Annotated in this window: 9 protein-coding genes; 2 read left to right on the top strand and 7 right to left on the bottom strand. The window is 69.4% G+C overall.

Annotation, left to right across the window (positions count from 1 at the left end):
• Positions 1 to 137: 137 nt before the first annotated feature.
• Positions 138 to 4,205, bottom strand: a complete 4,068-nt coding sequence (locus tag PV789_RS18255) for an Eco57I restriction-modification methylase domain-containing protein (RefSeq protein ID WP_274973774.1) — start codon at positions 4,203 to 4,205, stop codon at positions 138 to 140.
• A 403-nt stretch (positions 4,206 to 4,608) separates the two neighbouring features.
• Positions 4,609 to 5,034, bottom strand: coding sequence for a hypothetical protein (locus PV789_RS18260; RefSeq protein ID WP_274973775.1), 426 nt, complete (start codon positions 5,032 to 5,034; stop codon positions 4,609 to 4,611).
• A 64-nt stretch (positions 5,035 to 5,098) separates the two neighbouring features.
• Here PV789_RS18260 and PV789_RS18265 point away from each other — a divergent pair, with 64 nt between their 5' ends.
• Positions 5,099 to 5,695: an HD domain-containing protein gene (locus PV789_RS18265; protein WP_274973776.1), complete on the top strand. Its 597-nt coding sequence runs from the start codon at positions 5,099 to 5,101 to the stop codon at positions 5,693 to 5,695.
• A gap of 237 nt (positions 5,696 to 5,932) precedes the next feature.
• Complete coding sequence (locus PV789_RS18270) at positions 5,933 to 6,874, top strand: VOC family protein (protein WP_274973777.1); 942 nt, start codon at positions 5,933 to 5,935, stop codon at positions 6,872 to 6,874.
• Between the two features lie 52 nt (positions 6,875 to 6,926).
• Here the strand turns inward: PV789_RS18270 and PV789_RS18275 are convergent, their stop codons facing one another.
• The 5 genes from PV789_RS18275 to PV789_RS18295 form a co-directional block, all read right to left on the bottom strand.
• Positions 6,927 to 7,286, bottom strand: a complete 360-nt coding sequence (locus tag PV789_RS18275; protein ID WP_274973778.1) for an MmcQ/YjbR family DNA-binding protein — start codon at positions 7,284 to 7,286, stop codon at positions 6,927 to 6,929.
• Positions 7,287 to 7,400: 114 nt separating this feature from the next.
• Positions 7,401 to 7,949 carry a CG0192-related protein gene (locus PV789_RS18280; protein ID WP_274973779.1) on the bottom strand — a complete coding sequence of 183 codons (549 nt, stop codon included), beginning with the start codon at positions 7,947 to 7,949 and terminating at the stop codon, positions 7,401 to 7,403.
• Between the two features lie 116 nt (positions 7,950 to 8,065).
• The gene (locus tag PV789_RS18285; RefSeq protein ID WP_274973780.1) at positions 8,066 to 9,112 is read right to left on the bottom strand and encodes a zinc-binding dehydrogenase; all 1,047 of its coding nucleotides are present in this window, start codon (positions 9,110 to 9,112) and stop codon (positions 8,066 to 8,068) included.
• A 249-nt stretch (positions 9,113 to 9,361) separates the two neighbouring features.
• Complete coding sequence (locus tag PV789_RS18290; protein WP_274973781.1) at positions 9,362 to 10,447, bottom strand: type I restriction endonuclease; 1,086 nt, start codon at positions 10,445 to 10,447, stop codon at positions 9,362 to 9,364.
• 328 nt (positions 10,448 to 10,775) lie between these two features.
• Positions 10,776 to 12,365, bottom strand: coding sequence for a 3'-5' exonuclease (locus PV789_RS18295; protein ID WP_274973782.1), 1,590 nt, complete (start codon positions 12,363 to 12,365; stop codon positions 10,776 to 10,778).
• Positions 12,366 to 12,490 lie beyond the last annotated feature (125 nt).

Genomic DNA, 12,490 nt, shown 5'->3' on the forward strand with positions numbered 1-12,490 from the left:
CGGGGTGTTGAATCCTCTCCAGCCCCACGAGACAACAGAGGGAACGCACTTACGAAAAAGCAGCCCCAGGCAGGAAGGACACTCGTTTCACCCCGGCTCCACCCTGGCCGCCAAAAATACGAGACCCACAGAGGCAGTCACGAGCGCCACTGACCAGGGGGAGGCTCAAGAACAGAACAAAAGCCCGAATTATCACCCAATGGGCTTTTTATGGACACACCGGTCGACGCCATACGATCGAAGACCTCCAGCACCATGTCCTTGGTGCGGTAGGTGCCGTACCGGGCGATCTCGTTGTTCTTCAGGCCCCCGCTGGAAGTCTGGAAGGATTCCAGCACGTACTCGGTGTCCTCCCTCCCCAGGCCGTAGAGGTGGAACATGTAGGCGTCCAACTCGGCACGGATGGCCGCACGGCGTTCCTCGTCCCAGGCGAAGGGCGGTCCGTCGTGGCCGAGGTCCCGCGCCAGGGGCTCCATGTCGTGGGCGGTGTAGACGAGTTCGAGCACGCGGGGCACGAAGAAGTCCAGATGTGGTTCCAACTGGTCGGGGCGCGGGACGGGCAGCTGCTTCCAGACAAAGAGCCCCATGCTGCTACCGCTGATCTTCTGTCGACTGATGTAGTCGAACACCAGAGAGCTCTGCACAGCACACAGCCCTGCCATGAAGCTTCCAGGAAGATCGGAGAACATCAAAGGAAATTTATGACCCACGGCAGCCCGCGGCACAAAAGCCGGAATGGCGGTGCGTTCGTTCGTAGCATTAGTGACGTCGCGCCAACCGTAGAGCCAATGCCTGTCCCAGCCGGAAGCGGCCAGCCTGGTGGAAACACCCTCTTGGTGTACAGGACGACCCCGGTAGTCATGTTCGCCAGCCGGACCGTCGCCCTCGGGCACCCAGTAGCGGGGCAGAGCGGCCTTCGCCGGATCATGCTTCTCAGCGGGGCCCAGTTGGCGAACATCGTCACCTTTCGCCCCTGAAAAAATGTTCCACCGGTGATCGAAATGATGGGCCATCTTCGCCTCGTACAATGGCAGCATTCGCTGCCGGTCCCGGTGGAAGACGTTGCCCTGGAGGACCCACCCCTCCCCCTCCAGATCCACACGGGTACGGAAGAGATCGGAATCGTCGGTCATGTTGAAGAGGTTCCGGAAACGGATTCCCCACGGGTTCCCCCGGCCCTTCCCCTCTTTCTGCAGTACTGGGATCGAGTGGTACACGGAGGTGGTGAGGTCGGCGTCGCGTCGAGAACGAAACGCCGGAAGGCTTCCGGTGTTGGGACTGAGAAGTTCGATCTCGTCGGGGTTGAGCTCGAACACCTTACGCTGGTCGTCGAGTTGCACTGGGTCGTGAACGAAGAAGGCGTACTTCGCAGCGGGCGCAGGCCTGTCCCCGCTGTCCAGGGTCAGGAGGCAGAATCTCTGCCTGGCGTCGACAGCGGAGAAGATCTTCTGAAGGTTCTCGAAATCATAGAACGACCTCACCCGGCGGCGTCTGGTGAAAGCGTCGAACAGCTTCTGCGCCCCAGCTCCCGTGGCTAGAGCAGTGGGCGCGATCGCTCCGATCCTGCCTTCAGGGTGTGCGAGTGCCGTGAACCGCTCCACGAAGAGCTGGTCGGCCTGGAGTGAGTTGACGCCCTTGACCTTGAGCCCCTCCGCGCACTTCTCATAGCTGCCCGACCTCGCCGCGAAGTGGAACGTCGACTTCACCGCGCGACGCGCCCGCCGGTACTCCTCCCCCGCCTCGGGATCCTCCTGCGCCCACTCCGCGATGCGTCGACGCCGGGCGACCCCGGCGATGCGCGCGATGGAGGGCTCCACCACGCTGAAGTACTTCTTGTCCTCGAAGTCGAGCTTGTCCCAGGGCGGGTTGGCGAGCACGCAGTCGAACCCGCCGCTCCACCCCGCACCGGCCTCCCCTCGCGGCGCGTCATCGGACCCGACGGGGAAGATGTCGGGGAACTCCAGGTGCCAGTGGAAGAAGCGGTGGCTCTCCCCCAGACGCCTGATCTCCGCGTGGGTCCGCGCCGGGGTGGCCGACTCCTCGAAGGCCTTCAACGTCTCGAAGGCCTCGTGCGTGACCGGTCGTGCGGCCCCCGCCCGCTTCTCCCAGAAGAAGGCCGCGCACCAGGTGTCGGCGATGTACAACTGCCTGCGGTACGCCTCCGACTCCCGCCAGTCCCGGTAGACCTTCTCCTGCCGACGGACGTCGCGCAGGCTTCCCACCCGGATCGCGTAGAGGCAGTTGAGCTCATACGAGAAGTCGGTGTTGGAGAGCCGGAACTCCTCCTCCGGGTCGAAGAGGCTGTCCTGCCCCTGCCGCTCCAGCTGGTTCGCCCGCTGGAACGCGGCGGCGACCTTGGCGTCATCACCCTCCACAGCCGTGAAGGCGGCGTCGGGGATCCCCCCGTCGATCTGCCGGGGAGTCGCACCGACGAGGGCGTTGCCGTGCTTGAGGTGCGGGTCGAGCAGGTCCAGGGGCCGCCCCGCGGCCATGCCTTCCAGCCAGAGCGACATCCGGGCGATGGCCACTGCCATGGGGTTGAGGTCGACGCCGTAGAGGCAACGGGCGACCACATCGTGCAGCGCGTGGCGGTAGGCCTCCTCCGGAGGTTCGAGGGTCCCCTCACGGTAGGCGGCCACACGCTTGGCGATGCGGTGGCCCGCGGCCACGAGGAAGTGCCCGGATCCGCACGCGGGGTCGCACACCGTGACGGAGAGGAGCATCTCCGCGATGGTGTCGGCCGGGTCGAGTTCGGCGTGCTCGGTGGCCAGCTGCTCCCCGCGTTTGACCGCGTCGTCGAGGACGGGTTCGAGCGCGGAGTCGAGCAGGCGGGAGATGAGCGAGGCGGGGGTGTAGTAGGCACCGGTCGTTTTCCTCGTATTCCCCGCACGGTGCACCAGCCGGAAGGACCGGCCGTCGGCCCCGTACTCGGGGACCGTCTCAAGGAGGGATTCGTAGACGGCGCCGAGCTCCCGGGAGGACAGGGTTCGAAAGGACACCCGACGCCAGCGCCGCGACCCGGCGTCACGGACACGGGACAGACTGCGCGTGGCGCGCAGCAGTGCCTCGTTGGACAGGCGCATCCCGCGCAGGGGAGCGTCGTCCTCGGTCGGGCTGAACAGCCCTCCGAGGCCCACCAGTGCGATCTCGGGCCGCCCCTCCTCATCGCCCAGGGCGTCCAGCACCAGGCGCAGCGCCTCGTAGAGGTCGCTGTGCGCGGTGCCGCCCCTGCGGTCGGCCGTGCGGCGCAGCCGGGCGGTGGAGAAGTAGGCGGCGTAGCGCTGGCGCTCACGGGCCTCGGCACCCGGCGGGTGGAGGAGGTCGCGGTCCTCCACGACCATGAGGAACACGATCCTGAACACGAGCCGGAGCAGCGCCCCGTGCAGTCGGCCCGCGTCGGGTGAGGCGCGCAGTGCCGTGTTGGCGGGGTGGCACAGGAACCCGGTGCCCAGGGCGGTGACGGCCTGTTCGACGTTGTCTCGCAGGGCGTCCAGGGCGCGCACACCCGAGCGCATGGCCTCCTCGCGCCACTCCTCCAGTCGGCAGGTGGAGGGCGGACCGTCGCCGCGGGCCTCGAAGCGCGAGGCGTGCAGGAGCTGGAGGATGAGGACGAACTCGTTGAAGAGCTCGCCGTCGAACACGGCTGCCAGGTCGATCTCGACGTAGGTCGATCCCGCGAGGGAGTTGGAGTCGCGCAGCAGCCTGAGTCTGCGCCCGTTGGTGACAATTCCCCACAGGTGCGCTGAGGCGCGGTTGAGCGCCTCCTGCACCAGGGACTGGGGAGGCGGCCCCGAATGCTCGCGCCGGTCCAGCTCCTGGCTCCAGGGGACGATGTGCACCAGCGCCTGGGCGTAGCGGTGGCTGACGGCAAGGGTCCGTTCGGGGTCGTCGTCGGCCGTGACACCCGGGGAGCGCAGACCGGCCAGCCGTCCGAAGCCCAGTGCCTCCAGGAGCGGCCCCACCCACCGGGTGAGGGCGGCGTTGGCGGGATCCGCGGGAGGGGGCGCGTCCGCAGCCTCTCTGGGCAGAGCCCGGCGCAGCTCCCGCCACACGGCCAGGAGGTGGGGCCAGAGGCGCTCGGCCTCGTCGGAGACCGAGGAGACACCGACCATACCGTAGTCGCCGGGTGCCGTTCCGGGGAGGCCGCGGTCCCGTGCCACGCGCAGGAGCATGTCCTCGGGCAGCAGGCCGCCGACGGTACGCACGGCGAGAAAGGGGAAATCACGCACACTGGCCGACAACGCCGTTTCCTCCGGGGGGTCGAGGAACTGCCTACGCCAGTAGCCATTATGAGTTCACCAACAGCGGAACAACAGCCCCACGCCCCACTTTTCCCGCATCCGGAAAAGGGTGCGAGCCGAACACCGATACGATTCGCTCATCCCACCCTGGAGGCAAACAACAAATCCTCCACCAAAACAAAAATCACAGGCCCCGGCAGAAGTCCGGGCGACAGACTCCTCAACACAAAGCTGATTTCACGATTGACCCTCGTGTCACATCAGAAACTCGGCTTTATCTCTTGCGCGCCAGAACCAGTGTTCTCACCCGTGACCGATCAGGTCCCGGGCCAGGGCGAGCAGGCGCTCGCGCCGCCCGGGCACGGGCTCACCCCCTCCTCCACCCGGCGCTCTCTCCCGGCGGTGTCGCCGGTCGCGTCCTCCATGACCGGCGCGTGCCCCTGGGCACGCAGCGCGGCTGCGGGGCCACCCCGCTTACCCTGCCGTTCGGCAGGTCGGCAAAGGCCCGCAGGAGGCCCCGCAGGCCCGGGCCGGTGCCGTAGCGCTCCCGGCCCTGCTTTGCGAAGGCCGGTGCGCTGCGGAACGGGGTGTCGGAAATGCCCGGGACCACCCTCTGCCAGGAGCTGAGCAGGTCGAAGGCCAGCGGTGCGCCGGAGGCTGCGTCGGCCCTGGCCCGTGCGGGTACGGCGAGCATCCCGGCGGCGCGCTCCGGTGAGCAGGCACCGTCGAAGGCGTGCACGCGCGGATCGGCCTCGCTCCAGAGCAGGGTGCGGGGTGAGAGTCGGCGGCCCATGTGCTGAGCGTGTCGCACCGAGGCCCCGTCCTCGAACGGTTTCCGTTCCGGTTAGCGTCGGGTCATGGTGATCCCGAGCGACGAAGAGATCCGCGCGCTGCACGAGAGGTACGCGCCCACGCGTGAGGCGTTCGATCTCGTCTACACCCACTGCGAGATCGTGTGCGCGGTCGCCGAGCAGCTGCTCGACCGCTCCGGCCCGGCGCTGGACCGCGCCCTGGTCCGGGCGGGGTGCCTGCTGCACGACATCGGGGTCTACCGGCTGTACGACTCCTCCGGGCGGCTCGACCACGCGCGCTACGTGAGCCACGGGGTGCTCGGTCACGAGATCCTCGCCGGGGAGGGGCTGCCCGAGGCGCTGTGCCGGTTCTGCTCGCACCACACCGGGGTGGGGCTGACCCGGCAGGACATCCGCGACCAGGGGCTTCCCGTTCCGGAGGGGGACTACGTGGCCGAGTCCGCCGAGGAGGAGCTGGTGATGTACGCCGACAAGTTCCACAGCAAGCGCAACCCGCCGGTGTTCTTCTCCGCCGACTCCTACGCCGCATCCGTCGCCCGCTTCGGCGAGGACAAGGTGACCCGTTTCAAGGAGCTGCGCACGCGTTTCGGGGTCCCCGACCTGGCTCCGCTCGTGGCCGCCCACGGCCACGCCCTGCTCTGAACCGGGCTTGTCTGCCGACGCGTCAGACGGGGTGCCCGTTCACGGACCGGCGCCCGTGAACGGGCGCTCCCCTTACCGGGCGCCGTTCCCCGGGGACCGGTGTGGGACCGGCGGGGAGAGCCGCACGACATTTATTTGACAAGGAAGAAACTTCCCTAGGATGGTGTTGTTGGGGCAAAGCAGCCCCGAGCTCCGAGGCACGGGAAACCCCTCGGACCTACTGACTGGGAGACCACCATGTCCGACGTGACCGAGTCGACACCGCGGGCGTCGTCCCCGGACGAGCGCAACCTGAGCGACGACACGGGCATGGACGCCGTGACCCTGCGCGTGGGCGACCTGGAGTCGATGACCTCCTACTACGCGAACGCGCTCGCCCTGGAACCCGTCGAGGAACGGGCGCACGGCCGGGAGGTGCACCGCGTGCTCGGCCGCGGCCGGACCCCCATGGTCCGGCTGGTCTCCACCCCGGGGCTGCCCGCCGTCGACCCGCGCCAGGCCGGGCTGTTCCACACCGCGTTCCTGTTCGAGACCCCGGCGACGCTCGCCGCGACCGTCTACCGCGCGGCACAGGAGCCGCGCAGCCGGTTCGCGGGCTCCTCCGACCACCTGGTCAGCGAGGCCTTCTACTTCACCGACCCCGAGGGCAACGGCATCGAGCTCTACACCGACCGGGACCGGTCGGCCTGGAGATACGACCAGGGGCGGCTGCGGATGGGCACGCTGTACCTGGACCCCAACGACTACCTGCGCACGCACCTCGACGAGGCGGTCGTCGCCGAGGGACCGCACCGGGCGGGCAAGGTCGGACACGTGCACCTGCAGGTCGGCGACATCGAGACCGCCAGGGCCTTCTACGTCGACGCGATCGGGTTCGAGACCACGGTCGACACCTACCCCGGCGCGCTGTTCGCCTCGGCGGGCGGCTACCACCACCACGTCGCGATGAACACCTGGCAGAGCGCGGGCGCGGGTCCGCGCGCCGCGAGCCTGGGACTGGGCGACGTGGCGATCACCGTACCCGCGCGCCAGGACCTCGACGCGCTCGTCGCGCGCCTGAGGGAGCACAAGCTGGACCACGCCGACACCGGCAGGTCGGTGGTGCTCCGCGACCCGTGGGAAACACAGGTGACGGTCGCCCTTCCCGGCACCGGCACGGAGGAGCTCCTGGACCGCTGACCGTGCGCGGCCGCCTGGCCGGGCCGGACCGAGGACCTGTCCGGGGTCCGGGTCAGGCCCGGACCAGGGAATCCGGGGTCGGCGGGGCGGCGATCAGCTCCTCGGGGGCGGTCAGGTACCAGGCCTCCAGGGTGAGCTCGCTGAGCTCGTCCAGGTCGATCCCGTCGAGGTGGACGACCACCCAGCCGAACCCGCCCGCGGTGAACTGCACCTCGAACACCTCGGGCCGCTCGGCCACCAGCGCGGTCTGCTCCAGAAGGGTCTGCTTCAGCCCCACGGTGGCGGTGCGCGGCCACAGGTAGCCGAAGGGCCTGCCGCGCACGCGGAACGTCGTGTACTGGTCCGAGTCCTTGGACTCGCACTCCGGCAGCGCGCTCACCAACCGCACGAACCGCTCGATCTCCACACCCATGGGAGGAGCCAACCACACGCCGCCGACAGGTCGGCACGCGGCGGGCGGCCACCCGTCGGCGCCGGTGCCGGGCCCGGCACCGGTGATTCCCGCCCGGGCGGGAGGAACCACAGGTCAGACCAGCGCGGCGACCACCGCCTGCTCGTCGCCCCACCGGGCGAGAAGCCGCACGCTCCCCTCGTGCTCACCGTCCAGGACCCGCTGGACCAGCACCCGCCCGCCCCGGGAGGAGCCGGCGCCTGGCTCCCTGGAGACCACGACCTGCTGGGGCCTGTTCTCCAGGCGGCGGCCCTCCTCCCAGACCTCCAGCTCCGCCTGCTCCTGCCCGCCCTCCAGCGCCCGCCGGAAGCAGGCGAGGGACACCTCGTCCTCGGTGCCGTCGTAGACCCAGCGCGTTCCCAGGACCGAGTGCTCCAGGGTGCCGACGAGGTGGTCCTCATGCCCGGGCAGGGGCGCGCCCCGGTAGGTCAGCGGCAGGTGGAGCAGACGCTCCCCGCGCCGGACCAGGAACACCTCCACCCCGACCTCGCCCTCCGGGTCGTCGAACCGGTACGCGCCGAGGATCTCGCCGGGCCCCTGGCCCGCCCACGGCTGGCCGTCCAGCCAGGCGCCGATCAGCTCGGGTTTGCTCGGTGTGAGAGTGGCCTTGTAGATGATCGCCATGGGCCCAGTATCCGGCACCGGCGTTAGACACCGGCCTTTCGGCGAACGGGAGACCGGAACCGCCAACGGCCGCGACGGAGACGAACTGACGACGTCCGTCTTCGATGCCCTCGGGGTCAGTCGATCGTGACGACGATCTTTCCGACGTGCTGGTGGTGCGTGAACTGCTCCTGGGCCGTGGCCAGGTCGTCCAGCGCGTACCGGGCCGCGATCACGGGCTGGACCGTGCCGCCTCGCGCCGCACGCAACAGCACGGCGAAGTGTTCGCGGGTGTGCATCGACGAGCCGATGAGGCTGATGTTGTGCAGGTACAGCCGACGCAGGTCGAACTCGACGACCGGTCCGGCGACCGCCCCCGCCACGACCCACCGCCCGTCGTCACGGACCAGCGGCATGAGCTGGGAGACCAGTGGACCGCCGACCACGTCGGCGACCGCGTCGACGCCTCCGGGAGCGCACCGGTCGATCTGCTCGGCGAGGTCGCCGCCTCGGTCGACGGTGTGCGAGGCCCCGGCGGCGAGCACCTCGGCGGCCTTGTCTCCACTGGTGACCGCGATGACGTTCGCACCGCGTGCGGCGGCGAGCTGTACCAGGGCCAGGCCGACACCGCCGGAGGCACCGGTGACCACGACCGTCTCACCGGCGGTGACGTCCGCGCGTTCCAGCATGCCCATGGCGGTGCCGTAGGCCACCGGGAGGGCGGCCAGCTGTTCGTCGGACAGCGGCGAGCCGGTAACGTCGTGGGCCTGCTCGGCGGTCACGACCACGAACTCGGCGAAGCCGCCGTCGGCCTCGCTGCCGAGCAGTCCCACCGGCGGCGCGTCGCGCGTGTGGTCGCGGTACAGGGCCGGGTCCACCAGGACGCGCTGGCCCACCCGGTCGGCGTCGACGCCCGGGCCCGCCTCGGCGATCACACCGCAGATGTCACCGCCCTGCACGCGCGGGAAACGGAGGGGGCCGCGCCAACCGGCCCGCGCGTCGGGGTCACCGGGCAAGCCGTAGGCCCCCTCCCGCGTCCAGACGTCGGTGTTGTTGACCGCCGCCGCCAGGACCCGGACCAGCACCTCGCCGACACGGGGTACGGGTCGGGGCCAGTCACTCCGTGCGTGCAGTACCTCCGGTCCGCCGTGCGCGGTGAGCACGACCGCTCTCATCCGTCCCATGCACCCATCGTGGCATCCTCACACCACACCGTTCCAGCACGGACCCGCCGCGGACACGGGGTCGCAATCCCTGGCCAGGCGTTCCGTCCGAACATGGAACCGGTGGCGCCCCGACGGCGGGCGCGGTGGTGGCGGTCGGCCCGGTTTGACGCGGCCTGCCGGAAGGCGCGCGAAAACGGGCCGCTCCTTCGCGGGCGGGGCCCGGAAGGAGCGGTCCGGCGGCCGTGCGGCCGCCGGATCGCCCGGACCTCAGACGAGGTAGTTGCGCACCGACTCGCGGATCCTCTCCGCGTGGAGGTAGATCTCGTCGATCGACCCCAGGGGGTGCCGGGTCTCGTTCTTGTCGGCGTCGAAGGTGCCGAGGTACTTCTTCGACCTGGCGTTGAAGTGCAGGCGTGCGATCGGCTTCCGGTTGTTGTCGTCCAACAGGACGGCGAAGTAGCTCTTGGAGTCCCGTTGTGTGACCCGCTGCGGCTTGACCTCGCTGCACGCGATCGCCTTGACGACCTGGTAGCCCTCCAGTTCCTCCAGGGTGGTCTCGATGCCGCTACCGCGTTCCAGGTCCTCCTCCGCGACCTCCTCGCCGCTGACCGGCGCCGCCTCCTCCTGCTGGGGACGCGTGGACTCCAGCGCCTTCTTCAGCCGGACGTTGACCTGGTCGTCGAGGAAGGCGGAGGCGGCCTCCTTGACAAGCGGCGTGAACTGTTCGCGGGCCCGCTTGGTGAAGGACTTGTCGTAGACGCGGCTGGCGAAGAACTTGACCCACTCGTCCTCGGGATCCTGGAACTGTTCGGCCAGAGCGCGCTTGATCGCCCCGAGGTACTTGAGCTTCTCCGCCGCGTCGATGACCGAGGTCAGGTCGAAGGAGGCCTTCGTCAGCTTGTGGAGTTCGGGAAGCAGGGTCTCGTCCACGTCGCCGAGGTCGAGCACCATGAACGGCTTGGAGTCCATGCGGTTGGGCGCTTCGAGGTCGGTGTAGAACTGGTACTCCACGCCGTTGGTGAGGACCGCGATCCGCGCGTTGGTGACGGAGAAGTAGCGGTAGAGCTGCGAGGCGTGCTCGATCCGCAACTCACCGTTCGCCTTCTTGCACTCGATGAGCATCTGCACTTCGTTGTCGCGCATGATGGCGTAGTCGACCTTCTCGCCCTTCTTCATGCCGACGTCCGCGGTGAACTCGGGCACCACCTCGCGCGGATCGAAGACGTCGTATCCGAGGACGGTCGCGATGAAGGGCATGACGAAGGCGTTCTTGGCCGCCTCCTCAGTCTGGGTCATATCACGCTGCTTCTGCACCTTGGCACTGAGCGCGGAAACCTTCTCGTCGAATTCCATAACGGCCCTTCTACGGCAACCCGGTCAGCGCACCCTAGAAGGACCGAATCCACAGGTCGACACATTCGTTACAACGGTGCCTCCAATAACTCGGGGCACCAGAAATAGCCCGCCCCCACCGGCGAGGAAACGAGCGAAACACATTCCGGGGCCCACGGGCGGGAGGGTTCGCCCGACAAGGGAGAACACCGAGGTGCCCCTCTCCCCGCTGTCGGACGAAGCGCACCCTGTTCAGTGGGCGCCCCGTCGGAGCTCCTGTCCTCCTCTCCCCGCCCGGGTGGGCCCGGTGCAGTGCGCGGCGAACCGGTGGACCCTCGTGGTCACCCCGCTAGAACGGCCAGAACCGGGAGGCCGCGGTGGCCGCCCCCGAAACCGTGGCCAGGAAGAGCAGTGCCGCGCCCGCGCAGCCACCGCCGCTCTTCCTCTGCGGCTCCACGGTGACGCGGGCGTTGATCCTGTGCGGTCCCCGGTCGGATCGGCGCTCGTGTGACGCGGCACGGTCACGGCGTTCGAAGGGCGCCACGAACTGTTCGTGGTACTGCCGGTCGGACAGCTCGCGGGGGCGCCAGAACGCCTGCCAGGGCTTCCTGTCCGCCTCCTCCTGCTGCTCGGCGCGGAGCTGGGCGGCGACCATCACCCCGGTCCCGTCATCGAACAGGCCGCGCTCCGCCTTGTCGACGGCCGCCTTCAACAGGTCCCAGGCCTCGGCGGGGGTTGCCACCCGGATGTCCGCGTCCTGGGCCCTGCGGACCTTCGCGTCGTCCGTTCCCGGTTCGGCGATGACCAGCCGCACCGTCTTGGTGACGTTGACCCCGGCCGTCGCGCCGTGGGACACGGCGAAGTCCACGACCGCGTTCACCGACCCGTCCTCCCCCGCGGGCACGACCCGCCAGCCCTTGAGTGGGCCGTTCCTGCGCGCCTTCTCCTGGTCGGCGACGTAGAGCAGGTCCTGGATGACGTGTCCCGCGCCCAAGTTCCTGGCGGCCTTCTCCAACTCCCTGAGTTCGGTGGAGGTGACCCGCCCGTCGGCCTCGGCGCGGGCGCGCGCCTCCAGGAGCACCTGCTCGTGCACCCGGCGCAACGTGGACCGGGTGAACCCGGCCCGGGTGGCGAGCAGGGCCAGCCGTTGCGCCTCGTCGCCGACGATCCTCCCGTCCGCCAGGGCGTGCCCCAGCATGGAACGGTAGGCGGCCACGCCCTGGGGAAGGGGGCGGGGCGAGGGGTTCATGTCGGGCAGTCCGGCGGCCAGGTTGGCCAGCCACCCCTCCTGACCCTTGCGGAGGTCGCTGGTGCGCGGAGCGATCCGCCCGCTGCGGGGCACCTGCGGCGCGGGCACCGGTCCGGTTCCGGTCCAGGCGAGCGGCTGGGGACTGTCGTTCACCAGTACCGAGAGCATGCGGGCGAGGTGGCGTGCGTCGGCCAGGGCGTGGTGCTGGCCCTGCATCCACTCCCCGGTCATCAGCTGGTAGAGCTGGTGCTGGCGGTAGGCGTACCGGTCCAGGTGGACGCGGAAGGCCTGGAGCGTGCACAGTCCGGGCAGTCCTGAGGGACGCATGCCCAACGCTTGGAGCTCCGCTTCGAGGAACCGCTCCTCGAAGGGCAGGTTGTGCGCGACGACCACCGCGTCGGACAGGTAGGTCACCAGGTCGCCGGCGATGTCGGCGAAAGCGGGAGCGCCGGCCGCCTGGGCGGGGGTGATGCCGTGGAACTCCTCTCCCGTGAGGGGGCGCCCGGGGTCGACCAGGGTCGCGTACTCGTCGACGACCGTGCCGTCGCCGCGCATGCGCACCACGGCCACCTCACAGATCCGATGCCCTGCGCGGGGGTCGAGCCCGGTGGTCTCCACATCCAGGACGGCGAACAGCATCCGCCGCGGATCGGTTCCCTGGCCCCGGGTCAGGCGGCCGTGGGTGAACATGCGTACCTCCGATGCGGGAGTTCGAGGGGGCCGCTCCGGAGAGGGCAGGGGAAACGCGACTGTCCTCGGGGGCGGACTTCTCCTTCGTCATCGCGTCCTCCGATCCATCGCGACAGGACGGCATC

It is taken from the genome of Nocardiopsis camelliae (assembly GCF_028993595.1).
In the GTDB taxonomy this organism is placed as follows: Bacteria; Actinomycetota; Actinomycetes; order Streptosporangiales; family Streptosporangiaceae; genus Nocardiopsis; species Nocardiopsis dassonvillei.